Source organism: Hydrogenophaga crocea, from assembly GCF_011388215.1.
GTDB classification, from domain to species: domain Bacteria; phylum Pseudomonadota; class Gammaproteobacteria; order Burkholderiales; family Burkholderiaceae_C; genus Hydrogenophaga; species Hydrogenophaga crocea.
In genome coordinates this window covers 257617-284410 of record NZ_CP049989.1, presented here as the reverse complement: position 1 = coordinate 284410, position 26794 = coordinate 257617, and the positions used below count along the sequence as shown (strand labels likewise).

General features: G+C 71.0%; 29 protein-coding genes, 1 pseudogene and 1 riboswitch. Of the genes and pseudogenes, 16 read left to right on the top strand and 14 right to left on the bottom strand.

The features are described 5' to 3' along the window. Positions 1–215 precede the first annotated feature (215 nt). Positions 216–794 (top strand): mechanosensitive ion channel domain-containing protein, encoded by a 579-nt coding sequence (locus tag G9Q37_RS01325; RefSeq protein ID WP_205710706.1) that lies wholly within the window; start codon positions 216–218, stop codon positions 792–794. 25 nt (positions 795–819) lie between these two features. On the opposite strand, the gene G9Q37_RS01320 is transcribed toward G9Q37_RS01325, so the two are convergent. Then, positions 820–1206, bottom strand: a complete 387-nt coding sequence (locus G9Q37_RS01320) for a VOC family protein (protein ID WP_166223419.1) — start codon at positions 1204–1206, stop codon at positions 820–822. A gap of 171 nt (positions 1207–1377) precedes the next feature. Between G9Q37_RS01320 and G9Q37_RS01315 the strand changes: the two genes are divergently transcribed. The 3 genes from G9Q37_RS01315 (at position 1378) to G9Q37_RS01305 (ending at position 3430) form a co-directional block, all read left to right on the top strand. Next, on the top strand, positions 1378–2214 hold the full coding sequence (locus G9Q37_RS01315; RefSeq protein ID WP_166223416.1) for a hypothetical protein: 837 nt from the start codon (positions 1378–1380) through the stop codon (positions 2212–2214). Continuing rightward, positions 2147–3115, top strand: a complete 969-nt coding sequence (locus tag G9Q37_RS01310) for a hypothetical protein (protein ID WP_166223413.1) — start codon at positions 2147–2149, stop codon at positions 3113–3115. The genes G9Q37_RS01315 and G9Q37_RS01310 overlap by 68 nt, the downstream gene beginning before the upstream one ends. A 72-nt stretch (positions 3116–3187) precedes the next feature. Continuing rightward, positions 3188–3430 (top strand): hypothetical protein, encoded by a 243-nt coding sequence (locus tag G9Q37_RS01305; protein WP_166223411.1) that lies wholly within the window; start codon positions 3188–3190, stop codon positions 3428–3430. Here G9Q37_RS01305 and G9Q37_RS01300 read toward each other — a convergent pair. The 6 genes from G9Q37_RS01300 to G9Q37_RS01275 are packed head-to-tail and all read right to left on the bottom strand — an operon-like array spanning position 3378 to position 8896. Beyond that, on the bottom strand, positions 3378–4370 hold the full coding sequence (locus tag G9Q37_RS01300) for a sugar kinase (protein ID WP_166223408.1): 993 nt from the start codon (positions 4368–4370) through the stop codon (positions 3378–3380). The genes G9Q37_RS01305 and G9Q37_RS01300 overlap by 53 nt on opposite strands. Continuing rightward, positions 4357–5016 (bottom strand): RraA family protein, encoded by a 660-nt coding sequence (locus G9Q37_RS01295; protein WP_166223405.1) that lies wholly within the window; start codon positions 5014–5016, stop codon positions 4357–4359. Before G9Q37_RS01295 ends, G9Q37_RS01300 begins: the two co-directional genes overlap by 14 nt. A gap of 26 nt (positions 5017–5042) precedes the next feature. Next, positions 5043–6011, bottom strand: coding sequence for a C-terminal binding protein (locus G9Q37_RS01290; RefSeq protein WP_166223402.1), 969 nt, complete (start codon positions 6009–6011; stop codon positions 5043–5045). After that, complete coding sequence (locus G9Q37_RS01285; RefSeq protein ID WP_240936475.1) at positions 6008–7021, bottom strand: TRAP transporter substrate-binding protein; 1014 nt, start codon at positions 7019–7021, stop codon at positions 6008–6010. The genes G9Q37_RS01290 and G9Q37_RS01285 overlap by 4 nt, the downstream gene beginning before the upstream one ends. A gap of 38 nt (positions 7022–7059) precedes the next feature. Beyond that, positions 7060–8349 (bottom strand): TRAP transporter large permease, encoded by a 1290-nt coding sequence (locus G9Q37_RS01280; protein WP_166223399.1) that lies wholly within the window; start codon positions 8347–8349, stop codon positions 7060–7062. A 16-nt stretch (positions 8350–8365) separates the two neighbouring features. Then, on the bottom strand, positions 8366–8896 hold the full coding sequence (locus G9Q37_RS01275; protein WP_240936474.1) for a TRAP transporter small permease: 531 nt from the start codon (positions 8894–8896) through the stop codon (positions 8366–8368). Between the two features lie 110 nt (positions 8897–9006). On the opposite strand from G9Q37_RS01275, the gene G9Q37_RS01270 reads away from it, so the two are divergent. From G9Q37_RS01270 to G9Q37_RS21740, 8 genes and pseudogenes are all read left to right on the top strand, one after another. Continuing rightward, positions 9007–9657 carry a GntR family transcriptional regulator gene (locus G9Q37_RS01270; protein WP_166223396.1) on the top strand — a complete coding sequence of 217 codons (651 nt, stop codon included), beginning with the start codon at positions 9007–9009 and terminating at the stop codon, positions 9655–9657. 33 nt (positions 9658–9690) lie between these two features. Continuing rightward, positions 9691–9804, top strand: a riboswitch (TPP riboswitch). A gap of 110 nt (positions 9805–9914) precedes the next feature. Then, positions 9915–11780, top strand: a complete 1866-nt coding sequence (gene thiC / locus G9Q37_RS01265; protein ID WP_166223392.1) for a phosphomethylpyrimidine synthase ThiC — start codon at positions 9915–9917, stop codon at positions 11778–11780. A 3-nt stretch (positions 11781–11783) separates the two neighbouring features. Beyond that, entirely contained in the window at positions 11784–12875 is a 1092-nt protein-coding gene (locus tag G9Q37_RS01260) for an FAD-dependent oxidoreductase (protein WP_166223389.1), read from the top strand. Next, complete coding sequence (gene thiS, locus G9Q37_RS01255) at positions 12856–13077, top strand: sulfur carrier protein ThiS (protein ID WP_166223386.1); 222 nt, start codon at positions 12856–12858, stop codon at positions 13075–13077. The genes G9Q37_RS01260 and thiS overlap by 20 nt, the downstream gene beginning before the upstream one ends. A 59-nt stretch (positions 13078–13136) precedes the next feature. After that, a complete protein-coding gene (locus tag G9Q37_RS01250) occupies positions 13137–13883 on the top strand; it encodes a thiazole synthase (protein ID WP_240936697.1) in 747 nt (248 codons plus the stop codon). A gap of 8 nt (positions 13884–13891) precedes the next feature. Further along, positions 13892–14968 (top strand): thiamine phosphate synthase, encoded by a 1077-nt coding sequence (locus G9Q37_RS01245; RefSeq protein WP_166223380.1) that lies wholly within the window; start codon positions 13892–13894, stop codon positions 14966–14968. Next, positions 14965–15192 (top strand): annotated as a pseudogene (locus G9Q37_RS21745) (DUF1653 domain-containing protein); the annotation flags it as partial. The gene G9Q37_RS01245 and the pseudogene G9Q37_RS21745, both read left to right, overlap by 4 nt. A gap of 18 nt (positions 15193–15210) precedes the next feature. After that, positions 15211–15429 (top strand): oxidoreductase-like domain-containing protein, encoded by a 219-nt coding sequence (locus tag G9Q37_RS21740; protein WP_205710754.1) that lies wholly within the window; start codon positions 15211–15213, stop codon positions 15427–15429. On the opposite strand, the gene G9Q37_RS01235 is transcribed toward G9Q37_RS21740, so the two are convergent. Next, the gene (locus G9Q37_RS01235; RefSeq protein WP_166223374.1) at positions 15417–16505 is read right to left on the bottom strand and encodes a PA0069 family radical SAM protein; all 1089 of its coding nucleotides are present in this window, start codon (positions 16503–16505) and stop codon (positions 15417–15419) included. The two genes, G9Q37_RS21740 and G9Q37_RS01235, sit on opposite strands and share 13 nt — an antisense overlap. Positions 16506–16598: 93 nt before the next feature. After that, positions 16599–17906, bottom strand: coding sequence for a glycerate kinase type-2 family protein (locus G9Q37_RS01230; protein WP_166223371.1), 1308 nt, complete (start codon positions 17904–17906; stop codon positions 16599–16601). Positions 17907–18010: 104 nt separating this feature from the next. Between G9Q37_RS01230 and G9Q37_RS01225 the strand changes: the two genes are divergently transcribed. Continuing rightward, positions 18011–19453: an 8-oxoguanine deaminase gene (locus tag G9Q37_RS01225; RefSeq protein ID WP_166223368.1), complete on the top strand. Its 1443-nt coding sequence runs from the start codon at positions 18011–18013 to the stop codon at positions 19451–19453. Between the two features lie 12 nt (positions 19454–19465). On the opposite strand, the gene G9Q37_RS01220 is transcribed toward G9Q37_RS01225, so the two are convergent. Then, positions 19466–19948 (bottom strand): Lrp/AsnC family transcriptional regulator, encoded by a 483-nt coding sequence (locus G9Q37_RS01220; RefSeq protein WP_166223365.1) that lies wholly within the window; start codon positions 19946–19948, stop codon positions 19466–19468. A gap of 70 nt (positions 19949–20018) precedes the next feature. Between G9Q37_RS01220 and G9Q37_RS01215 the strand changes: the two genes are divergently transcribed. After that, complete coding sequence (locus G9Q37_RS01215; RefSeq protein ID WP_166223362.1) at positions 20019–20951, top strand: EamA family transporter; 933 nt, start codon at positions 20019–20021, stop codon at positions 20949–20951. On the opposite strand, the gene G9Q37_RS01210 is transcribed toward G9Q37_RS01215, so the two are convergent. Next, positions 20911–21612, bottom strand: a complete 702-nt coding sequence (locus tag G9Q37_RS01210) for an alpha/beta hydrolase (RefSeq protein ID WP_166223359.1) — start codon at positions 21610–21612, stop codon at positions 20911–20913. The genes G9Q37_RS01215 and G9Q37_RS01210 overlap by 41 nt on opposite strands. A gap of 127 nt (positions 21613–21739) precedes the next feature. On the opposite strand from G9Q37_RS01210, the gene G9Q37_RS01205 reads away from it, so the two are divergent. Both G9Q37_RS01205 and G9Q37_RS01200 read left to right on the top strand, forming a co-directional pair. After that, complete coding sequence (locus G9Q37_RS01205) at positions 21740–23431, top strand: AMP-binding protein (RefSeq protein ID WP_166223356.1); 1692 nt, start codon at positions 21740–21742, stop codon at positions 23429–23431. Positions 23432–23456: 25 nt separating this feature from the next. Next, on the top strand, positions 23457–24434 hold the full coding sequence (locus G9Q37_RS01200; RefSeq protein ID WP_166223353.1) for an NAD-dependent epimerase: 978 nt from the start codon (positions 23457–23459) through the stop codon (positions 24432–24434). Here the strand turns inward: G9Q37_RS01200 and G9Q37_RS01195 are convergent. The 3 genes from G9Q37_RS01195 to G9Q37_RS01185 form a co-directional block, all read right to left on the bottom strand. Next, positions 24422–24904: a low molecular weight protein-tyrosine-phosphatase gene (locus tag G9Q37_RS01195; RefSeq protein ID WP_166223351.1), complete on the bottom strand. Its 483-nt coding sequence runs from the start codon at positions 24902–24904 to the stop codon at positions 24422–24424. The genes G9Q37_RS01200 and G9Q37_RS01195 overlap by 13 nt on opposite strands. Before the next feature lie 85 nt (positions 24905–24989). Continuing rightward, on the bottom strand, positions 24990–25298 hold the full coding sequence (locus tag G9Q37_RS01190; protein WP_166223349.1) for an H-NS histone family protein: 309 nt from the start codon (positions 25296–25298) through the stop codon (positions 24990–24992). A gap of 92 nt (positions 25299–25390) precedes the next feature. Further along, positions 25391–26359: an RluA family pseudouridine synthase gene (locus tag G9Q37_RS01185; protein ID WP_166223347.1), complete on the bottom strand. Its 969-nt coding sequence runs from the start codon at positions 26357–26359 to the stop codon at positions 25391–25393. Between the last annotated feature and the right edge of the window lie 435 nt (positions 26360–26794).

Below are 26794 nucleotides of genomic sequence, written 5' to 3'. Positions count from 1 at the left end.
GGAGAGCCTCACGGGTTGGAGTGTTGACGGGTGCACCCACCTGTCGTGACTTATGTGTGATGACACGGGCCTTGGGTCCCCGCCAAGGCCACCGGACCGACCCGCATCCGAAAGGCCTACCCCCGGCAGTAGTCCCGCCCAAGCCACAATGCGGGGTCTGTCAGACCGCGCCCTGCGCGCGCCGGCCCGGCCGGCCTTTCCCCATGCGCCTCCCCATGCAATCCGTTCTGCCCGCCTGGGCCCTCCCCTGGATCGAACTCATCACCGTCGGCCTGCAGATCGCGCTGATCGTGCTGCTGATGCTGCTGCTGCGCTCGCTGCTGCACCGCTTCATCTCGCGCGTGAGCGCCGACAAGCAGGTGCCGCTCGAGCTGGTCGTGGGCACCAAGCGCCTCGTGACACTGCTGCTCGTGGGCGCGGCGCTGCTGTGGATCCTCGACCGCGTGGGTGTGTCGGCCACCGTGATCTGGACCGCGTTCTCGGGCTTCGTGGCCGTGGGCGCCGTGGCCTTCTTCGCGGCCTGGAGCGTGCTGTCCAACATCTTCTCGGCGGTGCTGATCTACACCTCGCGCCCCTTCGGTCTGCACGACCACATCGAGTTGCTCGAAGGCGGCGACAAACCCGGCCTGGCCGGCGAGGTGATGGACATCAACCTGATCTACACCACGCTGCGCGAAGACCCGGTGGACGGCCAGGAGCCGACGCACCTGCGCATTCCCAACAGCCTGTTCTTCCAGCGCACCACGCGGCTGCGCCGCAGCCAGCAGCCGGTGCTGCGATCGCTGCTCGACTGAACGCCGCGCCGGGGCTGCAGGCCGCTCAGGCCATGGAATGCAGCCCGATCAGGTTGCCTTCGGTGTCGGTCACCAGTGCGACGAAGCCGTACGGACCGATGGAGAACTTGTCCTTGAAGACCTTGCCACCGTGCGCAGCGGCGCGGCCGGCCTCCTGGGCGCAATCCGCGCACGAGAAGTACACCAGCGTGCCGCCGCTGCCCGAGGGGTAGCCGGGCATCTTCACGAGCGCGCCGGGCGAGCCGTAGGTGTCCATGCCCGAGGGAAAGGCCCACATCTCGGTGCCCGATGCATCGCCCTCGGGGTTGGCCAGCGGGCTCAGCGCGCCCTGGAACACGGCCTCGTAGAAGGCGCGGGCGCGCGGCATGTCCTGCACGTAGATCTCGAACCAGCCGACGGGGTTGTTCTTCATGGGAGCCTCCTGAGGGAATGGACGGGAACCCCGCACTATGCCGCGCCGGCCTTCGCCGCGCCACCGCAGGCGTGGGATGGGCCTAGGCCATGGCCGCAGGGCGGCGGGCCGCGGAACCGGGGTGTCGAGCAAGTAACCCAGAACGATCCCAGGTTCCCGATCGGCTCCGCGATGAAACCCAACAGCCTCCATCCGTCGGCCCCCCGCCGCGCCAGGGCAGCGCCCGTGCCGCACGGGCCGCCTTTGCACCCCCTGCAGGCCGCGCGCGGGCTGGTGCCGGCCCCGGCGAGCCGGCCCAGCAGGCTGCTGGCCCTGACCGACCGCTTGCGTTACCGCACCGAGCTGCACGCGTACCGCCAGGCACGCGCCCAGCGCCACCGCGAAGCGTTGTTGCGCACCCTGGGCAGCAACGACCCCGATCCGCGCACCGTCAAGCGCGTCTTCCGCCAGTTCTGCGCGGCCAGCAGCGCTTTGTCCACCCCACGCGGCCGGGAGCCGGTGCCGGCAAGCGCCGCCGAGCGCCAGGCCTGCCACGCCGAGCTCAAGCGCCAGATCGCGGGCATCGACGCGGTGGTGCCAACGTTCGAGGAACGATCACACACCCGGCGCTACCTGCAGCTCTTGCGACAGGAGCTCTGCCTCGAATGGTCCCGCGTGGACGCCGTGACGGCCTACGAGCAGCACCGCGAAGCGGTGCGCGAGCAACTCCGGGGCGATCTGGCCGCCAAACCCGCGCAGACCGCAACCCTGTCCAAGAACGGCGCCGGCGGCGCCCTGATCGTGAGCACCCAGCTGCTGCAGACGCAGAGCGTTTGCCAAGGCGCGCGCCCAGCCACCGGCGCGCGCGGCCGAGCGGTCGGCCTCCGACACATCCGATGGGTCCGATGTGTCCGATGCATCCGATGCGTCCAGCCTCGTCGGGTCCTCCGAATCCGGCCCCTTGCTGCAAGCCCCGCGCGCGCGCCGGGCGCCCGACGACCCGCCCCGCATCCCGCGCATCCACCGTGACGCCGGCGACCCCAAGAGCCCGCCCGCCTTCCAGGTGGCCGAGCCGAAACGGCAAGCGGTGCGCGTCGACGAGATCGTCAAGGTCGAAGACCCGGCGCAAGCCAGAGCCACCTTGCAGGTCTATGGCGCGCTCGACCACCTGGCCAGCACCGCCGCGCAGGCCCTGCCGTTTGGCTTCGGCCACCACGTGTCCGACGCACCCTCCCCGCGACAGGTGCAACGCCTGAAGACCGCCAGGGCCTCACCCGATCGCCTGGGCCCCCTGCAGAAGATCCAGTCGTCGCTCGAGGTGGGTGGCGTGGTCGTGCGGCAGGAGGCCATCCGCGGCGTGTCCATCAGCGACGCGCCGCGGGACCAGCGCGCCGCCTTGCTGGCGAACCCGGCGATCGGCCGCGCGATCGGCGGCACGCTCGTGGTGGGGCCCCTGGTGGGCCTGCACGACCATCTGGCCCCCGACGGCTGCGGCAGCAACAACTGGACCAACCTGATCTTCACGGAGGGCGACGGCGCCGGTGTCCCCGACCGCTTGAGCGTGATCGATCTGGCGCCCGGCGAACGCCAGGGCCTCGACGACCGCTCGATCGCCCAGCTCGGGCGGCTGGTGGACGGGCTTGAACGGCTCGCCCGGCGCGTCGGCGACTCGGGGCATCTGCCCGCCGACTGGCGCCAGCACCTCGATGAGGCGATGTGCGACTTCTGGAACGTGGCCTTCCAGGCCAACGGCGGGCTGTTCACGAGCCACGAATTCCTGACCCCGGCCGAACAACGGCAGCACAGACGGCTGAACAAATCGGAAGCCGAGTGCGCCGCCTTGCAGATGCGGATCGACGCACAGCTGGAAGACTCGGGGTCGCAAGACGGGGGCCGCGAGGCCATGCAGCGGCTCAAAGAGAGCAGCTAGCAGCGACTGCTCGACATCCGCCGCGGCCTGCGCGCACTCGATGCCCTGGCCGAGCAGCGCGCCCGAGAGCGCTTGCGCGACACCGCCGCGGCGGCCGCGCCCCACATCCTTCGCGGCATCGTGGACGGCATCGGCTGGGTGCAGGGCAATGCGGAGGTGCTGGCGCAGGCACGATCCCACTTGCCCCGCAACGCCCAGGCGGTGTCGACGGCCGAGGTCGTGCGCACGCTCGCGCGGCTCAGCCCCGGCGCCCGACGCAAGCTCAGCCGGCTGAGCGCGGTCGATCCGCCGCGGGATGGCTTGCGGCCTGTGTGAGTGCGCGCACCTGCGCAGCGCGCGGGATCGGCGCCACCGCGCCGTAGCCCTCGGTCGACAGCGCCGCCACCGTGGCCGCGTAACGCCCCGCGCTGGCCAGGTCGTCACCGGCCACCAGGCGCGCCACGAAGGCGCCGCCGAACGCATCCCCCGCCCCGGTGGCGTCCACCGGCCGGCAGGCCGCGGGCGCAATGCGGTGGCGCTCGTGCGCGCTGGCCACGATCGCGCCCTGCTCGCCGAGCTTGAGCGCGACCGTCTTTGCGCCCAGGCGCAGGCAATGGTCCACCAGCGCATGGGGCTCGGTCAGGCCGGTGATGGCGACCACGTCGTCGTAGCTGGGCAGGCAGATGTCGCACAGGCCGATCACGTCGCTCATGACGGCGCGCGCGCGCTGCACGCTCCACAGTTTCAGGCGCAGGTTGGTGTCGAACGAGACCCAGGTGCCCGCGGCGCGCGCACAGTCGATCGCGGCGTAGCCCGCGTCGCAGGCGCTGGGCGAGATCGCGAGCGAGATGCCCGACAGGTGCAGCACACGCGCGGCCTCGATGGGCGCACGCGGCAGCGTGGCGGGCGTCATGCGGCTCGCGGCCGAGCCGGTGCGGAAGAAGCTGAACTGGTGGCCGCGCTCGCCGTGCGTGACGAAGTAGATCGCGCTGAACGCGGCCGGGTCGGTGGCCACGTGCGTGTGGTCCACGCCCTCCTCATCCCACAGGCGGCGCAGCATCGCGCCGTAGGGGTCGTCGCCGAGCGCGCTCAGGTAGGCCACGCGCGCACCCTGGCGCGCCGCGGCAATGGCGAAGTTCGAGGTGTCGCCGCCAAAGCCCTGCAGGTACTGACGCCCGCCGCCCTCGCCGGTCTGGTTGAACTCCACCATGGCCTCGCCGTAGGCCACGATGTCCGCGGCCCCGGGCGTGGCTGGCTTGGGCTCAGATGCGGCCATATTTGGCAAGGCCCTTGCGCAGCGACTTCTCGGCGATGATGAGTCGGGCCTGCTCGAGCTCGCGCTCGTCGATCTCGCGCGCCACGCGCAGCACCTCGGCGGCCTGCTCGCGCGGCACCACCACCACGCCGTCCACGTCGCCCACCACGATGTCGCCCGGGTGCACGATCACACCGGCCACGCGCACCGGCACCTGCGAGGCCACGGTGCGGTAGCGGCCCAGCGTGGTGGCGGGGCTCACGTCGCGCGCGTACACGGGAAAGCCGTAGTCGCGCCGGATCTCGGTGAGGTCGCGCACGCCGCCGTCGAGCACCGCACCCGCGTGGCCATTGGCCACCGCGCCCGCGGTCATCAGCCCGCCCCACACCGCCACATCGGGCTCGCCGCCTTCGATGCTGATCACGATCACGCTGCCGGCCTCGGCCTCGTCGATCAGGTCCAGCGCGTGCTGCGGCGGTACGAATTCATCGGTGGCCGCTTCGAGCACCGTGGCCGCCGGGCCGCAGATGCGCTTGTCGTTGATGCGCGGCTTGATGTCGCTCGCCATGTAGCCACGGCGGCCACAGACCTTGTCCACGGCGTCGGCCACCGAGGCCACGGCCACCTGGTTGAAGCCGTCGATCAGGGTCTGCAATTGCTTGTCCATTTCCACTCCAGTCGTCGTTCAGGAATTCACCAGCGGTTGAGCCAGTGCAGGGGTTCTTCGCCACGCAGCACGCGCGCGGCCTCCAGCGCGGTCTTGCGTTGCAGCTCGCGCATGGCTTCTTCGCTGTACCAGCCCATGTGGTTGGTCACCACCACGTTGTCCAGCGTGAAGATGGGGTGCGCGCCCGGCGGCTCCTGCTCGAACACATCGAGCCCCGCGCCCAGGATGCGGCGCTCGCGCAGCGCTTCGTACAGCGCCTGCGTGTCGACCAGCCCGCCGCGCGCGGTGTTCACCACGATGGCGGTGGGCCGCATCAGGCCGATGCGGCGCGCATCGAGCAGGTGGCGCGTGTGTTCGTTGAGCGGCGCGTGCAGCGAGATCACATCGGCCTCGGCACACAGCGTGTCCATGTCCACGCGCTGCACGCCCGCGGGCAGCTCGCTCTTGGGGTCGTGCACCAGCACGCGGCCGAAGCCGAAGCCCGCGAGCTTGTCCAGCGTCATGCGCGCGATGCGGCCGAAGCCCACCAGGCCCAGGGTGCGGCCGCGCAGCCGGTACATGGGCTGCAGCACGCCGGTGGACCAGCGGCCCGCGCGCACCTCGGCGTCGTGCAGGCCGATGCGGCGCGAAACCGCGAGCGCGAGCGCCACGGCCTGCGAGCTGACCTCGTCGGTGCCGTAGTCGGGCACGTTGGCCACCGCAATGCGGCGCTCGCGCGCGGCGGCCTGGTCGATGTTGTCCACGCCGATGCCGTAGCGGATCACCGCGCGGCAGCGCGGCGCGGCCTCGAGCACGCGCCGCGTCACCGGCGACTCGCGCACCAGCAGCACGTCGGCGTCGGCCACCGAGGCGATGGCCGCGTCTTCGTTGCGGCGGCAGGGGCGCAGCTCGAAGCGCGCGCCCACCTCGGCCAGCAGCGCCTCTTCCTGGTCGTAGGCGGCGTAGCCGTCGTCCAGGGCCACCACCAGGCGGTCGAGGGTCGGACGCCCGCTCACTTGGTGGTCGCCGCGGCCTGCAGCAGCTTCTCGGTCCACTCCTTGCTCACCTCGGCTTCGAGGTAGGCGCGCACCACGGGCTGGGCGACCTTGCGGAAGCGGTCGATCTCGGCCGGCGTGAGCTCGGTCACCGTCATGCCCTTCTCGGTCAGCACCTTCTTGGCCGAGAGGTCTTGCGCGCGCGTCATGTCGCGGTGGATCTTCTTGGCCTTGTCCACGCCCTCGGTCACGGCCTGCTTCTCCGCGGCACTCAGGCCGTTAAAGAAACGCTCGCTCACCATGTAGGCGTGCAGGCTGTACACGTGGCCGTCGAGCGTGATGTGCTTCTGGTGCTGGAACAGGCTGGCCGCCATGATGTTGGTGACGCCGTTCTCCTGGCCATCGGCCGTGCCTTGCGCGAGCGCGGCGGGCAGCTCGCCCCAATCGATCGCGGTCGGGCTCGCGCCCAGCGATTCGACCAGCTTCACGAACACCGGGCTGGGCTGCACGCGGATCTTCAGGCCCTTCATGTCCTCGGGCGTGCGGATGGCGCGCTTGCTGTTGGTGAAGTGCCGGATGCCGTTGTCCGCGTAGCCCATCAGGCGGATGCCCGTGCGCTTGCGCATGTCTTCTGCCAGCTCCTGGCCGAACTTGCCGTCGAGCACCGCGTAGGCGTGCGCGTGGTCGTTGAACAGGAAGGGCAGGCCGAAGATGTTGAAGGTCTTGTAGACGCCGGGGATGCCGCCGTCGTGCACCACGGCGAGCTCCACCGAGCCCAGGCGCAGGCCTTCCATGACCTGCTGCGCGGGACCGAGCTGGCCCGCGGGGTAGAGCTCGACCTTGATCGAGCCGTTGGTGGCCTTCTCCACGTGCTCCTTGAAGGCGAGCGCGGCGGCGTGCTTGGGCTGGTCGTTGCCCGCGGGCTGGAAGTGCGTGTACTTGAGCACCTTCTGCGCGAAGGCCGGGCCGGCGCCGAAGGCCAGCGCAGCGGCGGCCACGGCGGTCAGGAAGTGCTTGCGGTGCAGTTTCACGGGATGTCTCCTTGCGGTGGTGGGTCTTGGGGGAAGGGTCAGTGGGCGTAGCCCAGCAGGTTGGGCAGCCAGGTGGAGAAAGCGGGCACGAAGGTGAGCAGCGCGAGCACGGTGAACAGCGCCGCCAGCATGGGCGCCATCTCGCGCACCATGGGGCCCATGCGCACGCCCGAGACGGCCGAAGTGACGAACAGCAGGCCGCCCACGGGCGGGGTGACCATGCCCAGCGTGAGGTTCACGATCACCACGATCGCGAAGTGCAGCGGGTTCAGGCCCGCGGCCTCGGCCAGCGGTGCGAGGATGGGCACCATGATCATCACGCCCGGCAGCGGCTCGATGAAGATGCCCACGAGCAGCAACAGCACGTTGATCGCGATCAGCAGCTCGATCGGCGAGAGCTGCATGCCCGCGATCCAGGCCGCCATCTGCTGCGGGATCTGACCCACCGTGAGCACCCACGCGAACACCGCCGAGGTCGCGACGATGAACAGGATGGACGCGGTCATCAGCGCCGAGCGGAACAGGATGTCGGGCAGCATGGACCAGCGCAGCGTGCCGTACACGTAGCGGCCCACAATCAGCGCGTAGAGCACCGCGGCGGCCGAAGCCTCGGTGGGCGTGAAGATGCCCAGGTGGATGCCGCCCAGGATGATCACCGGCAGCATGAGCGCGGGCAGCGCGCGCCAGAACAGGCGCAGCAGCGGCGCAGGGTCGATCAGGTCGGGCGAAGATCGGTAGTCGCGCTTCACGCTGATCCAGTGGTTGACCACCATGAGCGAGAGCGCGATCAGAAAGCCCGGCACCACGCCCGCCAGGAACAGGCCGGTGATGGTCACGCTGGTGTCGGTCAGCGCGTAGACGATCATGATGATCGAGGGCGGGATGATGGGTCCCACGATGGCGGTGCTCGCGGTGAGCGCGGCCGCGTACGCGTCCTGGTAGCCGGCCTTGCGCATCATCTTGATCAGCATGGCGCCCGGGCCTGCGGCGTCGGCCAGCGCCGAGCCGCTGATGCCCGAGAAGAAGGTGAGCGTGAGGATGTTGGCGTGGCCCAGGCCGCCGCGGCGCATGCCCACGAGCCGCGCGGCGAACCTGAGCAGCACGTCGGTGAGCGCACCGCCGGTCATGAGCTCGGCCGCGAGGATGAAGAAGGGAATGGCCATCAACGGGAAGCTGTCGAGGCCGCTGAAGAGGTTCTGCATCACCACCAGTTCGCTCAGGCCGGGCTTGAGCCACACGGCCACGAGGCCGGCGATGAGCATGGCGAAGGCGATGGGTGCGCCCAGCACCATGAGGGCGAGAAACACCAGGCCGAGAACGGTCGTCATCGTGCGTGCTCCGTGCTCAGAGGGCCTGGGGGTCGAAGCCCTCGACCCGCTCCCATTCGCCCTGGACAATCCAGCGCCGCGCCACCATGGCCAGGTGCACCAGCATCAGCGCCGCGCCCAGCGGCAGCGCGAGGTAGACCTTGCCGAGCGACCAGCCCAGCACGGGCGACTCCTGGTACCAGGCGAAGTCCACGTATTCGATGCCCAGCCACAGCACCAGGGCCAGCGTGGCCGCCACGATGAGCACGATGAGGGCGCGCAGCAGGCGCGCCAGCGCAGGCGGCAGCGCCACCTGCAAGGTGTCGATCGCGATGTGCCCGCCCACGCGCAGCGCAGGACCAGCGCCGAGGAAGGCGGCCCAGATCATCATGTAGCGCGTGGCCTCTTCCACCCAGGGATAGGAATGGCCGAACGCGTAGCGCGTGATCACATTGCCGATGACCAGCACGGCCATCACACCGAGCAGGCCGATCAGCGCCCAGCGGTTGGCGGCGAGGAAAGCGCGCGCCAGCGGATGCGCGGGCGCGGCGGAAGGCGGGGAGCTCAAGGCGTGTCTCCGGGTTGTTCTGCTTGACGCGGTGTCGGCTATCGTATCTGATATCTCAGATCTCAAATCAGCAATAACCCTATACTCGCGGCCTCACGAGCCTCATCCCCATGAACGCCGCCCTTGAACTGCAACGCCCCCGCCTGCTCACCGATGTGGTGGGCGAACGCATCCGCGAGGCCATCGTCACGGGCGACCTGAAGCTGGGCGAACAGGTGTCGGAGGCGCAGCTCGCGGCGCGCATGGGCGTGAGCAAGACGCCGGTGCGCGAAGCGCTGGTGCGTCTGCAGTCGCAGGGCCTGGTCGAGATCCATCCGCAGCGCGGCACCTTCGTGTTCACGCTGTCGCCGCAGCAGCTCGCACACCTGCTGCAGTTCCGCGCCATGGTCGAGATCGAGGCGCTGCGCGAGGCCATGGCCACGCACCCGCAGGCGCTGCTGCAGCGCATGGCGCAGTGCGTGAAGGAGATGAAGGTGGCCGAGCGCGCCAAGGACCTGCCGGCCCTCGCGCGCATCGACATGAGCTTCCACCACGCCTTCTTCGAGTGCTGCGACAACCAGTACCTGCGCGCGAGCTACGAGCTGCTGCGCCACCAGCTCACGGCGCTGCGCCACCGCTCGCCGATCAGCAACGCGGTGTCCAGCCACCAGGTGCTGGTCGACGCGGTGGAAGACCAGGACCCGAAGAAGGCCGCGGCGCTGCTGCGCGGCCACGTGCTCGAGAACGAGCCGCGCTACCTGCAAGCCTGCGGCAAGGCCTGACTTGACGGCCCCCCGCGGCTGCCGCGTACACTGCGCGCTGCTCCGGGGTGCACCGGCCTGCAAAGGCCCGCGCTGAGATGGCTGTGAAGCCGAACCCGTGAACTTGATCCGGCTAGTACCGGCGAAAGAAGAGCGCATGCCCACACCGGGCGTGTCATGGCCAGGCCCTTGGTGGGCGCAGGGCCCGTGGCGCGCCCCCGTTGGCGGTCCTCCGGAGCAGACACCCCGCCGTGTTTGCCCGCCCTCTGGAGACCGCCATGAACGCCCCCGACACCTTTGCCCCGCTGCTCACGCTGACGCGCGAGCCCTTTCCCGCTTCCACCAAGGTCTTCGTGCCCGGCGCACTGCCGGGTGTTCGCGTGCCCATGCGCGAGATCGCGCTCACCAACGGCGAGCGCGTGACGGTCTACGACACCTCGGGCCCCTACACCGACCCCACGGCGCAGATCGACGTGCGCCAGGGCCTGGCGCCGGTGCGCGCAGCCTGGATCGACGCCCGCGGCGACACCGAGGCCTACGCGGGCCGTGAACGCCAGGCGCTCGACGATGGTGCGAAGCACGAGGCCCCGAATTCAAGTGCGACCGAGCGCCTCGCCGCGCTGCGCGCCGAAGCCGCGGCGCTGCAGCGCACGCCGCGCCGCGCCCGGACCGGCCGCAACGTGACCCAGATGCACTACGCGCGGCAGGGCATCGTTACGCCCGAGATGGAGTACGTGGCGATCCGCGAGAACGGCAAGCGCGAGTGGATGCAGGAATACCTGGGCGACGCCGAGCGCGAGGCGCGCCTGCGCGGCAACCCCATGGGTGCGCGCATCCCCGAGCGGATCACGCCCGAGTTCGTGCGCGACGAGGTGGCGCGCGGGCGCGCGATCATTCCCGCCAACATCAACCACCCCGAGCTCGAGCCCATGGCCATCGGCCGCAACTTCGGGGTGAAGATCAACGCCAACATCGGCAACTCGGCGGTCACCTCGAGCATCGAGGAAGAGGTGGAAAAACTCGTGTGGTCGATCCGCTGGGGCGGCGACACCGTGATGGACCTGTCCACGGGCAGGAACATCCACACCACGCGCGATTGGATCGTGCGCAACTCACCGGTGCCCATCGGCACCGTGCCGATCTACCAGGCGCTCGAAAAAGTGGGCGGCGTGGCCGAGGACCTGAGCTGGGCGGTGTTCCGCGACACGCTGATCGAGCAGGCCGAACAGGGCGTGGACTACTTCACCATCCACGCGGGCCTGCGCCTGCCCTTCATTCCGCTCACCACGAAGCGGCGCACCGGCATCGTCTCGCGCGGCGGCTCCATCCTGGCCAAGTGGTGCATCACGCACCACAAGGAGAACTTCCTCTACACGCACTTCGAAGAGATCTGCGACATCATGAAGGCCTACGACGTGAGCTTCTCGCTCGGCGACGGCCTGCGCCCCGGCAGCGCCGCCGACGCCAACGACGAGGCGCAATTCGCCGAGCTGCGCACGCTCGGCGAACTCACGCAGATCGCGTGGAAGCACGATGTGCAGACCATGATCGAAGGCCCCGGCCACGTGCCCATGCACCTGATCCAGGCCAACATGGACGAGCAGCTCAAGCACTGCCACGAGGCGCCCTTCTACACCCTGGGCCCGCTCACCATCGACATCGCCCCGGGCTACGACCACATCGCCAGCGCGATCGGCGCGGCCATGATCGGCTGGATGGGCACGGCCATGCTGTGCTACGTGACGCCCAAGGAACACCTGGGACTGCCCGACCGCGACGACGTCAAGCAGGGCATCATCGCCTACAAGATCGCGGCCCACGCGGCCGACATCGCCAAGGGCCACCCGGGCGCACGCGCGCGCGACGACGCCATGAGCAAGGCGCGCTTCGAGTTCCGCTGGCGCGACCAGTTCGCGCTCGGTCTCGACCCCGACACCGCCGAGGCCTACCACGACGAGACCCTGCCCAAGGACTCGAGCAAGGAAGCGCACTTCTGCTCCATGTGCGGCCCCAAGTTCTGCTCGATGAAGATCACGCAGGACGTGCGCGAGTACGCCGAGCGCGGCATGGCCGAGAAGTCGGCCGCGTTCAAGGCCGCGGGCGGCGCGTTCTACGTGCCGCTCGAAACGCTGAAGAAGGGCTGAGCCATGGCCCGCATCGCGATCGCGGGCGCGGGCGTCGCGGGCCGGCTCATGGCCTGGCGACTCGCGCACGCCGGGCATTCGGTGAGCGTGTTCGACCCCGCCGACGGGCCGTGCCCACCGCCCCCAGCCCATACAGGTGGGGGTTCCCCAGGCGGGCGTTCCGGCGCCGCGGGCTTCAGCGCCGCCGGCATGCTCAGCCCCATCGCCGAACTCGACCACGCCGATGCGCGCATCGCGCGGCTCGGCTGGCGCTCGCTGCCGCGCTGGCAGGCCATCGGGGCCGCGCTCGGGGGCGCCGAGCCCTTGGTGCGCACACAGGGCAGCCTGCTGCTCGCGCACGGCAGCGACCGCGGCGCGGCCGCGCGCGTGCTGGCGCGCATCGCGGCCGTGCCCGAAGCCCCGGCCCCCGAGCCGCTCGACGCGGCGCAGCAGCGCGCGCTCGAACCCGCGCTCGCGCCCGGCCTGCTGGCCTGGCACCTGCCCGGCGAAGGCCAGGTGCTGCCCGGCGAACTGCTGCAGGCGCTGGCCGAGCAGGCCCCGGGCGTGCGCTGGCATTGGGGCACCGCCATTTGCAGCGTGGACCCGGGCCGCCTGCGCGACAGCCACGGCCGCGAACACCGCTGCGAGCTCGCGGTGGACACGCGCGGCCTGGGCGCGCGGCCACAGGTGGCGCTGCGCGGCGTGCGCGGCGAGCTCGTGTGGCTGCACGCGCCCGGCGTGCCACTGGCGCGGCCGCTGCGCCTGCTGCACCCGCGCCACCGCGTCTACCTGGTGCCGCGCCCGGGCGGACGCATCGTGGTGGGCGCAAGCGAGATCGAAAGCGAAGACACCTCGGCGCCGAGCCTGCGCAGCACCGTGGAGTTGCTGAGCGCCGCGCACAGCCTGGTGCCCGAACTCGCCGAGGCGCGCATCGAGCGCCTGGACAGCCACCTGCGCCCCGCGCGCACCGACCACCTGCCCTTCGTGCACCACGAAAGCGGCCTGCTGCGCCTCAACGGCCTGTTCCGCCACGGCTGGCTGATCGCCCCCGCGCTGGTGCAGGACGCGCTCGCCGCCGCGGGCCTGGAGAACCCCCATGACACCGCCACCGCCTGAGGCCACCGTGCACTTCAACGACCATCCACTGCCCTGCCCCGAAGGCCTCACCCTCGCGGCCCTGCTCGAACAGCAGGGCGTGAACCCCGCGCGCGTGGCCACCGCGCTCAACGCGCGCTTCGTGCCGCGCGAAGCACGCGCGCAAACGCCGCTGCGCGCGGGCGATGTGGTCGTCACGTTCGAAGCCATCGTTGGAGGCTGAAAGTGAACACCGCAACCGAGACCTGGACCGCCTACGGCAAAGCCCTGCCCAGCCGCCTCATGATCGGCACCGCGGGCTACCCCTCACCCGCGGTGCTGCGCGACGCGATCGCCGCCAGCGGCGCGGCGGTGGTCACCGTGGGACTGCGGCGCACGCTCGCGGCCGCGGGCGACAACGGCTTTCTGGGCGAGTTGCTCACCGAGCTGCGCGCGCGCGGCCTGCACCTGCTGCCCAACACCGCGGGCTGCCGCAGCGCGCGCGAGGCCGTGGCCCTGGCCCACATGGCGCGCGAGCTGCACGGCACGCGCTGGATCAAGCTCGAGGTGGTGGGCGACGAGCACACCCTGCAGCCCGACCCCTGGGGCACGCTCGAGGCCGCGACCGAGCTCGTGCGCGCGGGCTTCGCGGTGTTCCCCTACTGCACCGACGACCTCGTGAGCTGCCAGCGCCTGCTCGATGCGGGCTGCGAACTGCTCATGCCCTGGGGCGCGCCGATCGGCTCGGGCCAGGGCCTGCTCAACCCCTGGGCCTTGCGCACGCTGCGCGCGCGGCTGCCCGGCGTGCCCCTGGTGGTCGACGCCGGCATCGGCGCGCCCTCGCACGCGGCGCAGGCGCTCGAGCTCGGCTTCGACGCTGTGCTGCTCAACTCGGCCGTGTCGCAGGCGCGCGACCCGGTGGCCATGGCGTCCGCCTTCGGCGACGCGGTGCGCGCGGGCCGCCTGGCCTTCGAGGCCGGCGTGATGGCGCCGCAGGACATGGCCGTGGCCAGCACACCCGTGGCCGGCCGGCCGCTGCTGATCGGATGAGGCCCGCCATGAGCGAATCGCCTGTGCTGCGCATCGGTGCGCGCGAAGCCGCCGCGCGGCTGAACCTGCTCGCGGGCCACACGCCCGTGCCCATGCTCGCGCGCGTGCTGCGCGCGCGCGGCGCCGCGGCCGTGGTGATCACGGGCGACACGCACGACTGGCTCGACACGCCGCACGCGCAGGGCTGGCTGGCGCGCCCGCGCAGCGGGCCCGCCGACCACGCGGCGCGCTTCGAGGCCGCGCTCGCGCAGGGCTGGGTCGCGGCCGACGCCGCGGTGCTCGCGCGCCTGCCCGACCACGCCAGCGCGGCCGACCTGCCCGTGCTCTCGTGCGGCGACCGCCGCATCCCCTGGGTGCCGCCGCGCGACGCGCGGCCCGATGCTGGCGTCTACGCCATCGTCGACAGCGCGGCGCGCGTGCGCGCCTGCGCCGAGGCCGGCGCGCGGCTGGTGCAATTGCGCATCAAGGCCGAACGCGACCACCCCGCGCTCGTGCCCGAGTTGCGCGAGGCGCTGCGCGCTGCGCAGGCCCACGGCGCCACGCTGGTGGTCAACGACCACTGGCGCAGCGCGCTCGCCATCGGCGCGCCCGCGCTGCACCTGGGCCAGGAGGACTGGTTGTCGCTCGACGAGACCGAGCGTGCGGCCATCGCGGCCGCACAGGCCCTGGGCCTGCAACTCGGCCTGAGCTCGCACAGCCTGTGGGAACTGTGCCGCGCGCGCGGCGCGGCGCCCGCGATGGTGGCCTGCGGCCCGGTGTGGCCCACGCTCACCAAGGCCATGCCCTGGGTGCCGCAGGGCCTGGACAACCTCGCCTGGTGGGTGCGCATGGCGGGCCTGCCGGTGGTCGCGATCGGCGGCATCCTGGCGCCCGAGCAACTGGCGCAGGCCGCGGCCACGGGCGCGGCCACGGCCTGCGTGGTGCGCGGCCTGGGCGACGACCCGCACGCCACGCTGCCCGTGTGGCAGGCGGCCTGGCGCGAAGGCCGCTCGCGCTCGCGCATCACGCCCCCGGCCTGGCCACACCCTACACTCGCGCCCGACCGCCCTGCCCCCCCTGCCTCCCCTGCCCCCCTCCCCGCGTGACCGACCACGACCTGCCCCCGCTGACCCCGACCCCGCCGGGCCTGTACCGCCACTACAAGGGCGGCTGGTACGAGGTGATCGACACCGTGCGCTGCAGCGAGACGCTGCAGCCGCTGGTGCTGTACCGCGCGCTCTACGGCGCCCAGGGCCTGTGGGTGCGGCCCGCGGCCATGTTCAACGAGACGGGGCGGTTCGAAGGCCTCGAGCAAAAGCGCTTCCGCCGCATCCGCGCCGCCGACCTGATGCCGGCCGACCTTGCCACCGCGCACGCGCTGATCGCGCACCTGCGCCACCGCGCGCAGCGCGAAGGCATCGCGCTCGAGCAGGCCCTGCGCGCGCCGCCGCCCGAGCCCACCACCTGCTGTGGCCGCGGCTGCAACGGCTGCGTGTGGGAGGGCTACTACAACGCCGTGCGCTACTGGGCCGACGACGCGCTCGCGCTGCTCGATCAGAACAGCTGACCCTGGGCCGACAAGGCCCCGGGCGTGAAGCGCGTGGTGTCGAAGGGCGTGCGCTCCTGCTGGTAACCCAGGCGCGTGCAGGCCTTGTGGAAGCGCTGGCGCAGCAGGTCGGCCCAGGGGCCGCTGCCTTTCATGCGGGTGCCGAAGTCGCTGTCGTAGTCCTGGCCGCCGCGCATGTCCTGGATGCGCGCCATCACGCGACCCGCGCGATCGGGGCAGTGCTGCATGAGCCACTGGCGGAAGATGGGCGAGAGCTCCCAGGGCAGGCGCAGCACCTGGTAGAAGGCGCGCCGCGCGCCGGCCTCGCGCGCGGCTTCGAGCACCTGCTCCATGTCTTCGTTGAGGAAGGGGATCTGCGGCGACACGCTCACGCCCACGGGAATGCCGGCCTCGGCCAGGGTGCGGATGGTGCGCAGGCGCCGGTGCGGCGCGGCCGCGCGCGGTTCGAGCACGCGCGCGAGCCGGGCATCGAGCGTGGTCACCGTGACGTAGACCGCGGCCAGCCCGTTCGCGCCCATGGGCGCGAGCAGGTCGATGTCGCGCTCGACCCCGCTGCCCTTGGTGACGATGGCCAGCGGGTGCTGGGCGCGCGCGAGCACCTCCAGGCAGGCGCGCGTGAGCCTGAGTTCGCGCTCGATCGGCTGGTAGGCGTCGGTCACGGTGCCGATGGCGATGTGCTCGGGCCGGTAGCCCGGGCGCTGCAGCTCGCGCGCGAGCACCTCGGCGAGGCCGCGCTTGGCGATGAGCCGGGTCTCGAAATCGAGACCGGGGGAGAGGTTGAGGTAGCTGTGGCTGGGCCGCGCGTAGCAGTACACGCAGCCGTGCTCACAGCCGCGGTAGGGGTTGAGCCCGTGCAGGAAGCCGATGTCGGGCGAGGCGTTGGTGGTGATGGCGCTGCGCGCGTCCTCCCAGCTCACGCTGGTGGCGGGCGCCGGCTGCGCTTCGGCCTGGGCCTCGTCGAGCGTGCCCCAGCCGTCGTCGAAGGGATTGCGCTGCGCGGATTCGAAGCGGTGCGGCTGGCGAAAGCTCACGCCGCGGCCCTTGAGCAGGCCCACGGGGATGATGGTGTCGGTCATGGCAGGCACGGGAACAGTACTGTATGGGCGTACAGCATATTGCAGCGTCCGCGAGGCCGCCCCGCCACCCGTCGCCCGGGCCGCGCGTGGCGATCAGAGGATCAGCAACGCGCGGAAATCGTTGACGTTGGTGTGCGTGGGCCCGGTCACCACCAGGTCGCCGATGGCCGCGAAGTAGCCATAGGCGTCGTTGCGTTCGAGGTGGTCGGTCACCTTGTGGCCCAGTGCCGCGGCGCGCGCGAGCGTGTCGGGCGTGACCAGTGCGCCCGCGTTGTCCTCCACGCCGTCGATGCCGTCGGTGTCGGCCGCGAGCGCCCACACGCGTTCCTGGCCGCCCAGGGCCTGGGCCAGGCCCAGACAGAACTCGCCCGCGCGGCCGCCGCGGCCCTTGGGCGCGCCGTCGGGGCGCGGCTTGACCGTCACCGTGGTCTCGCCGCCGCTCAGGATCACGCAGGGTGCTTCGAAGCAGCTGCGGCCCAGCGCCACCGAACGCGCAAGCGCCGCGTGCACCTTGCCGACCTCGCGCGACTCGCCCTCGATCTCGTCGCTCAGGATGTGCGCCTGGAGGCCGAGCGCGCGCGCGGCCTCGGCCGCGGCCTCCAGGCTTTGCTGCGGCGTGGCGATCAGGTGCGTGTGGTGGCCCGCCAGGTGCGCATCGCCGGGCTTGGGCGTTTCGAGCTCGCTGCGTTCGAGCGCCGCGCGCACCGGCGCGGGCACGGCGATGCGGTAGCGGTCGAGGATGGCGAGCGCGTCGGCGCAGGTGCTGGCGTCGGCCACGGTGGGGCCGCTGGCGATCACGCTCACGTCGTCGCCGGGCACGTCGCTGATGGTGAGCGTGACCACCTGCGCGGGCGCGCAGGCCGCGGCAAGCCGGCCGCCCTTGATGCGCGAGAGGTGCTTGCGCACCGTGTTCATCTCGCCGATGTGCGCGCCGCTGAGCAGCAGCTCGCGGTTGATGCGCTGTTTGTCGTCGAGCGTGAGGCCCTCGGCGGGCAGCGTGAGCAAGGCCGAACCGCCGCCCGAGATCAGGCACAGCACCAGGTCGTCGGCCGTGAGGCCCTGCACGAGCTTCAGGATGCGCTGCGCGGCCGCGAGACCCGCGGCATCGGGCACGGGGTGCGAGGCCTCGACCACCTCGATGCGCTCGGGCAGGCCCGCGGGGCGCGGCGGGATGTGGTGGTAGCGCGTGACCACCAGCCCCGACAACGGTGCATCGGCCGGCCACAGCGCCTCCACCGCCTGCGCCATGGCGCCACCGGCCTTGCCCGCGCCGATCACCACCGTGCGGCCCTTGGGCGGCGGCGGCAGGAAGGCGGCGGTGTTGTGCAGCGGCAGCGCGCGGCGCACCGCGGCATCGTAGAGGTGGCGCAGCAGGGCGCGGGGGTCGTTCACCAGGGGCATAAGCTTGGGAGGCGGTGGGCCGGCAAGGGCCCCGCGCGATCGATGGAACAGAATCGGACCAACCCGGCATTGTCCACACCCCGGCCCACCGGCCGCGATCGCCCATGGCCACCCTGCTCGTCCACCGCGCCAGCTACCTCGCCTGCTTCGACCACGACGACCTCACGCGCTGCGCCGAATGGCGCGACGCCAGCCTGTTCGCGCGCGACGGCTTCATCGAATGGATAGGCCCCGCGGCCGAGCTGCCGCCGGCCTTGCAGCAGGCCGACGAGGTGATCGATGCGCGCGGGCAGATCGTGCTGCCCGGCCTCGTGAACACGCACCACCACATGTTCCAGAGCCTCACGCGCGCCGTGCCCGGCGTGCAGGACGCCGAACTCTTCAGCTGGTTGCGCGGTCTCTACCCGATCTGGTCGCGCCTGACGCCCGAGATGATCGGCGTGTCCACCCAGCTGGCCATGGCCGAGCTGCTGCTGTCGGGCTGCACCACGTCGAGCGATCACCTCTACCTGTTCCCCAATGGCGCGCGGCTCGATGACAGCATCGAGGCCGCGCAGGCGGTGGGCATGCGCTTCGTGGCCACGCGCGGCAGCATGAGCGTGGGCGAGAGTGCGGGTGGCCTGCCGCCCGACGCGCTGGTGGAAGACGAGGCCCACATCCTGCGCGACAGCCAGCGCCTGATCGAGGCCTGGCACGACCCGCGCCCGGGCGCGCTGCTGCAGGTCGCGCTCGCGCCGTGCTCGCCGTTTTCGGTGAGCCCCGCGCTCATGCGCGAGAGCGCCGCGCTCGCGCGCTCGTTCAAGGGCCAGGGCGTGCGCCTGCACACCCACCTGGCCGAGAACGACCACGACCTCGCCTACAGCCGCGAGAAGTTCAACAAGACGCCCGCGCAGTACGCGCAGGAACTGGGCTGGCTCGGCGACGACGTGTGGCACGCGCACTGCGTGCGGCTCGACGACGAGGGCATTTCGCTGTTCGCGGCCACACGCACCGGCGTGGCCCACTGCCCCTGCAGCAACATGCGCCTGGCCTCGGGCATCGCGCCGGTGCGGCGCATGCGCAACGCGGGCGTTCCGGTGGGCCTGGGCGTGGACGGCAGCGCCAGCAACGACGCCGCGCACCTGCTCAACGAAGCGCGCCAGGCCATGCTGCTCGCGCGCGTGGGCCGCGCCATGCAGCCGCCCGAAGAGCGCGCGGGCCGCCGTTTCTTCGGCTGCGACCTGGGCCCGGCCGAGATGACCGCGCGCGACGCGCTCTGGCTGGCCACGCGCGGCGGCGCGCGCGTGCTCGGGCGCGACGACATCGGCTCGCTGCAGCCGGGCCGCTGCGCCGACCTTGCGCTGTTCGACCTGGGCACGCTGGCGCTGGCCGGCGGCGCGGTGCACGACCCGCTGGCCGCGCTGCTCCTGTGCGCGAGCCCCACGGCGCGGCACGTGGTGGTGCATGGCCGCGTGCTCGTGAAAGACGGCCAGACCGCCACCGTGGACCTGGGCCCGCTGGTGGAGCGGCACAACCGCCTGGCGGCCTCGCTGGTGGCCGGCGGCTGAACCGGTACCGGCTCAGGCCGCGGGCGCGCTGCCCGGCCAGCGCAGCGGGCGTTCTTCGAACTCGGTGTTGAGCACCACGGTGCTGGTGGTGCGCGCCACGCCCGGAATGGCCTTGATCTGGTAGAGCACGTCTTCGAGCCCGCGGGCGTGCGTGGTGCGCACCTTGGCGAGAAAGTCGTACTCGCCGGCCACGCTGTGCAGCTCCAGCACCTCGGGCAGTTCGCGCAGGCGCGGTGCGATGTCGCGGCAGTGCGCGCCGCCGTCGTTGCGGATGGCAACGAAGGCCGTGAAATGCAGGCCCACGCGCTCGGGGTCGACGCGCAGCGAGAAGCGCTCGATCACGCCGCGCTCGAGCATCTTCTTCACGCGCTCGTGCACCGCGGCCGTGGACAGGCCCACCTCGGCCGCGACGTCGGCGTACGAACGACGGCTGTCGGCGCTCAGCGCCGTAAGAATTCTGGCGTCGGTGTCGTCGAGCTGGATATTTGCTTGCATGCTGGCTCAGTTCTGATCAAAATACGGCCCCACGGCATTTCGCCGGACATTTTCCATGCCAGGTGGCTGCATGCCGTCCATTTTCAACCGTTTCGGGGTCGCCGGGGCCCTGCTCATCGTCTACATCGTCTGGGGCACCACCTACTACGCGCTCGGCGTGGCCATGCAGACCCTGCCGCCGGTGCTCATGAACGGCGTGCGTTTCCTGGCCGCGGGCCTGGCCATGCTGGCCATCGCGCGCTGGCAGGGCCTGGCCTGGCCCACGGCCGCGCAGTGGCGCGCGAGCGCGCTGATCGGCGGCCTCATGGCCTTCGCGGCCATGGCGCTGGTGGTGCTCGCGCAGCAGGCGGGCATCGGCTCGGGCCTGATGGCCACGGTGGTCACCACCATGCCCATGTGGCTCGCGCTCTGGACGCGCTGGGGCGGCGAACGTGTGCCCGTCACGAGCTGGATCGGCCTGGTGCTGGGCGCCACGGGCGCGCTGCTGCTCGCGCTCGAGGGCGATTTCTCGACCACCGTTCTCGGCACGCTGTGCGCCTTCGGCGCGCCGCTGGCCTGGAGCGTCGGCTCGTACGCCTCGCGCAAGCTCCCGCTGCCCGCACCGGCCATGGCATCGGCCGCCCAGTGGCTGCTCGGCGGCCTGCTGGGCACGGTGGCCGCGCTGCTGTTCGAGCCCGGCGCGCGCAGCTTCCAGTTCGCGCAGGTCTCGGCGGTGTCGGCGCTGGCCTGGGTCTACCTGGTGGTGCTGGGCACCATGGTCACGCTCAACGCCTACCTCTGGCTGCTGCAGAACACCAGCGCGGCGCTCGCGGGCAGCTACTCGTTCGTGAACCCGGTGGTGGCGCTCGCGGTGGGCGTGTGGCTCGGGGGCGAGCGCCTCAACGGCTGGGTGTTCGTCGCCCTGCCCCTGATCGGCGCCGCGCTGGCGCTGATCCTGTACGGCGGCCCGCTGCTGGCCTGGCTCAGGCGGCAGCGGCCAGCACGCGCAGCAACCAGCGGTTGATGTCGGCCACCTCCTCGGGGCACACGCTGTGGCCCATGGGGTAGGTGTGCCAGTCGACCGCATGGCCCAGGGCCTGCAGCGTGTCGCGCGCCGCCTCGCCGCGCGGCAGCACCACGATCTCGTCGTCTTCGCCGTGGGCCAGGAACACCGGCACCTGGCCATTGGCCGCGCTGCGTTCGGCCGCGGTGCTGCCGGGCAGCGGCAGGTAGCCCGAAAGCGCCACCAGCCCCGCGAGCCGCTGCGGCGCGCGCAGACCGGTGAGCAGCGTCATGGCGCAGCCCTGTGAAAACCCCATGAGCACGATGCGCTGCGCGGGCACGCCGCGCGCCACCTCGCGATCGATCAGGGCCTGCACCTGCCGCTGCGAGGCGCGCAGCCCGGACTCGTCTTCGCGGCGCGGCTGGGCCGGGTCGGCGCTCGGGGGAAAGATGTCGAACCAGGCGCGCATGGCGTAGCCGCCGTTGAGGGTGACGGGGCGCACCGGCGCGGTGGGGAACACGAAGCGCACGGGGCCGATGGCGGAGAGGTCGAAGGCCTGGGCGATGGGCACGAAGTCGTTGCCGTCGGCGCCCAGGCCGTGCAGCACGATTACGCTGGCCACGGGCTGCGCGCCGGGCTCGCCGGCCACGCCTTCGAGGATCTGGAGTTCGGTGTCTTGCATGCGCCGCAGCATAAAGGCTCTGGAGAGAGCTCTCCAAAGCGCGGGCGACACGGGAAAACCCACTGCAGGGAACACCCGGCGCTCGCTAGGCTCAACAGGTTCACGACCAACCAAGGAGACGACCCCGATGAGCGCGAAGATCGCCGACGAGCTGCTGGCCCTGCAACGCCTGTACCACTGGGAGCAAAGCGCCCCCGGGCGCATCGCGCTGACGCAGCCCATGGGCGCGGGCGCGGTGCAGGACTTCACCTGGGGCCAGATCGCCGACCAGGTGCGCCGCATGGCCGCGCACCTGCAGTCGCAGGGCTGGGCGCCGGGCAGCAAGGTGGCCATCCTGTCCAAGAACTGCGCCTGGTGGATGATGAGCGACCTCGCGATCTGGATGGCGGGTTACGTGTCGGTGCCGCTGTACCCCACGCTCGCGCCCGAGACCATCCGCCAGATCCTCGCGCACAGCGAATCCAAAGCCCTGTTCGTGGGCAAGCTCGATGGCTGGGAGGGCATGAAGCCCGGCGTGCCCGCCGGTCTGCCCTGCATCAGCTACCCGCTCTCGCCGGTGGACGCGATCGAGGCCTACGAAGGCTGGGACGCGATCTGCGCGCGCACGGCGCCGCTGCAAGGGCGCCCGGTGCGCATCGAGGACGACCTCGCCACGCTGATCTACACCTCGGGCACCACGGGCATGCCCAAGGGCGTGATGCACACCTTCGGCAACTTCGCCTGGGCGCTCGACAAGGGCCTGGCGCGCATCCCGCTCACGCAGAACGACCGCATGCTCAGCTACCTGCCGCTGGCCCACGTGGTCGAACGCATGCTCGTGGAACACGGCTGGCTGCGCACCGGCATGCACATCTTCTTCGCCGAATCGCTCGACACCTTCGCAGCCGACCTGCAGCGCGCGCGGCCCACGGTGTTCTTCTCGGTGCCGCGCCTGTGGGTGAAATTCCAGCAGGGCATCCACGCCAAGATGCCGCCGGCCAAGCTCGACCGGCTGCTGCGCATCCCCCTGCTGGGCGGCATCGTGCGCAAGAAGATCCAGAAGGCCCTGGGCCTGGACCAGTGCAAGTTCGCCGCGGGTGGCGCCGCGCCCATGCCGCCCGCGCTGCTGCAGTGGTACGCGAAGCTGGGCATCCCGATCAACGAGGGCTACGGCATGACGGAGAACCTCGCGCTCTCGCACATCACCGAATCGGGCAAGAACCAGCAGGGCACGGTGGGCCCGACCTACCCGGGCGTCGAACAGCGCATCGACCCCCAGACCGGCGAGGTCCAGATGCACAGCCGCGCGCTCATGCTCGGCTACTACAAGGAACCCGAGAAGAGCCAGGAGGCCTTCACCGCCGACGGCTGGCTCAAGACCGGCGACAAGGGCGTGATCGACGCCGGCGGCCTGCTGCGCATCACGGGGCGTGTGAAGGACCTGTTCAAGACCGGCAAGGGCAAGTACGTGGCGCCCGCGCCCATCGAGGACAAGCTCGTGATGCACGAGGGCATCGAGGCCTGCGTGGTCACCGGGGCCAACCTGGGCCAGCCGCTGGGCATTGTGATGCTCACGCCCGACGCGGCCCAGCGCCTCAAGAGCCTCGACGAACGCGGCGCCTACGAACGCTCGCTCGCCGAGCACCGCCAGCGCATCAACGCCTCGCTCGACCCGCACGAGCAGCTGCAGTGCATCGTGGTGGTGAGCACGCCGTGGACGGTCGACAACGACATGATCACGCCGACCTTCAAGGTCAAGCGCAACCGCATCGAAGACGTGTACGCGCGCCACTACGAGGCCTGGGAGCGCAGCGGCAAGCCCGTGATCTGGGCAGATTGAAAGCCGGGCCGGCTACGATCGCGGGATGCACATCCTGCTCACCGGCGCCGCCGGCTTCATCGGCATGCACACGGCGCTGCGCCTGACCGGGCGCGGCGACACCGTCACCGGCATCGACAACCTCAACGACTACTACGACCCGGCGCTCAAGCACGCGCGGCTCGAGCGCCTGCAGGCGCTGCCGGGCTTTCGCTTCCAGCGGCTCGACCTCGCCGACCGCGCGGGCATGGAGGCGCTGTTCGCCGGCCAGCCCTTCGACGCCGTGGTGCACCTGGCCGCCCAGGCCGGCGTGCGCTACTCGATCACGAACCCGCACGCCTACCTCGAGAGCAACCTCACGGGCTTCGGCCACGTGCTCGAAGGCTGCCGCGCGCAGGGCTTGAAACATCTGGTGTACGCGTCCAGCTCCAGCGTGTACGGCGGCAACACCAAGATGCCGTTCGAAGAAACCGATCCGGTCGACCACCCGGTGAGCCTGTACGCGGCGACCAAGAAGGCCAACGAGCTGATGGCGCACACCTACAGCCACCTCTACCGGCTGCCCGCCACGGGCCTGCGCTTCTTCACGGTCTACGGGCCCTGGGGCCGGCCCGACATGGCCTATTTCTCGTTCACCAAGGCCGTGCTCGAAGGCCGCACCATCGACGTGTTCAACCACGGCGACATGAAGCGCGACTTCACCTACATCGACGACATCGTGGAAGGCGTGCTGCGCGTGCTCGACAAGCCCGCCACGCCCGAGACCGAGGGCGGCGCGCCGCACCGCGTGTTCAACATCGGCAACCACGACCCGGTGCAGTTGCTCGACTTCATCGCCTGCATCGAACGCGCGACCGGCCGCGAGGCCACCAAACGCCTGCTGCCCATGCAGCCGGGCGACGTGCCCGCCACCTACGCGAGCACGCGCGCGCTGCACGACTGGGTGGGCTTTGCGCCGGCCACGCCGCTGGCCGAAGGCATCACGCGCTTCGTGCGCTGGTACCGCGAGCACTACCGGGTCTGAACCGGCGCGCCGAGCAGGCGCTCGAGCACGGGGCCGCTGGCGCGTTCGCACAGGCCGAGCACGAGCTCGAACCCCTCGACCGGCCCGTAGTACGGGTCGGGCACCTCGGCGTCGCCCTGGCCCGCGTAGGCCAGGTAGAGGTGGAGCTTGTGGCCGTGCTCGGGCGGGCACAGCTGCTGCAGCCGCCGCAGGTTGCTGCGGTCCATGGCGAGGATGAGGTCGAAGCGATCGAAGTCCTGCGCCGTCACGCCGCGCGCACGCTCGCGCTCGATGGCCTCGTAACCGCGCGCCCGGGCGAGCTTGCGCGCCCGGCTGTCGGCCTTTTCGCCGGCATGGCCGTCGTAGACGCCGGCCGAATCCACCCCCACCCGCTGCTGCAGGCCGCGGCGCGCCACCTCGGCCTGCAACACCGCGCTCGCCAGCGGCGACCGGCAGATGTTGCCCATGCAAACCAACAGAACCTGATGCATCGCGCGAGCATAACCAGCGGCGCCACGCACCCATGCAAAAGGCCCGCGGGAAGCGGGCCTTGGTGGGTGATCGCCGCGGCGGCGATCAGATGCGGTAGCTGTCGAGGCTCTTGCCGGCCGCGAGCACGTCGCGCACCCACTGCGGCTTGCGGCCCGGGCCGCCGGCCCAGAGCTCGCCGTTGGGACCGCGGTACTTGGGCGCCGACGCCGGCTTGGCCGCGCGCTTGCCGCCCGCCACCGGCGCACCACCGCCCAGATCGGCCGGCGTGATGCCGAATTGTTTCATCTTGGCCTTGATATCGGCAATCACACTGGCCAGTTCGGCCTTGCGCGCTTGTTCGGCCTGCGCCATCAGGTTTTGCGCCTGCGCCATCAACTCGGAATACGTTGCCATTGATCGGTCCTTCTGCTAGGGGGAGGGTTCGTGCTCAACCCGGCGTTGTTGGCCGCGGCCATTCACCGGCACGCCGGCATTCTATTCCCGAATCACAGCGTCTCAATGCAACTTTTCAATTCCTGTGGCAATTCCGCCGACAGGGCCAACGGCTGCTGCGTCAGCGGGTTGCGCAGGTGCAATCGCCAGGCGTGCAGGAACATGCGTTTGAAACCGGCCCGCGCCAATTGACGATTGATTTCAAAATCACCGTATTTATCATCGCCGACGATCGGGTGGCCGGCGCTGGCGAGGTGCACGCGGATCTGGTGGGTGCGGCCGGTCTTGATGGTCACCTCGAGCAGGCTCAGCGCCGGGCGGCCGTCGGCGCCTGCCGGCCATTGCTGCGCCACTTTCACCAGCGAGATCGCGCGCATGCCGTCGGGGTCGTCGGCGGTGGTCGCACGCACCCGGCGTTCGCCATCGGCCAGCAGGAACTTGTGCAGCGGCACATCGATGACCTTCTTGCGCGCCGGCCAGCTGCCCACCACCAGCGCGAGGTAGGTCTTGCCGGTTTCGCGTTCGCGGAATTGGTCCTGAACGGCCTTCAGCACGCTTTTCTTCTTTGCAATCAGCAACAAACCGCTGGTTTCGCGGTCGAGCCGGTGCACCAATTCGAGCAGGCGCGCCGCCGGCCGCGCCCTGCGCAATTGTTCAATCACGCCGAAACTCACGCCGCTGCCGCCGTGCACCGCCACGCCGGCCGGCTTGTCGATCGCCAACAGGCCATCGTCCTCGTAGACCACCGGAAATTCGCGCGCCGGCGCCGGCTTTTCGGCCTTGGCCTCGATTGCCGCCGACAGCCGAATCGGCGGAATGCGCAGCACGTCACCGGCATTGAGGCGGTCGTCGGCGCTGACGCGGCCCTTGTTGCGGCGCACCTCGCCGGACCGGATGATCCGGTAGACATGCGTCTTGGGCACGCCCTTGAGTTCGCGGATGAGGAAGTTGTCGAGCCGTTGCCCCTGGGATTCCTCATCGACGGTGAGGTGGCGAACGGCGGGGGCTGCAGGCGGATTCATGGGCGCACCACGCCAGTGGGGACGTGTCTATAATGCGCGGCGCCCATTGTGTGCTGTAAGTGGTTGATTTGCCTTGGAGTTTAAGGCAGCCACGGCGGCACGGGCTGGTCCGGGGATGCCGGCAGCCTGCAATGGGGGAAGGTGGCCAGCCAAGGCACCCGGCCCGAGGGCGGCTCCCGGTGCGATCCACTGCACCGCCAGCCACCCACCGTCCGGTGGACGCCGAGGTGGAATCCGCAGACCCACAACGAACAGACAACGGAATACCCCGATCGCCCAGGCCCACCCGCAACGGGGCCTGAGCGAGGACGAAGAGACACCGCAAAGAACCCGGCCCGATCCCGCCACCGACCCCCTGGTCGCCGGCGGCCCTCGAGGCCCTTTGCCCTGCATCCGACTCCACGCGCCCATGCCCGACCCGGCCGTGGTGCCGCT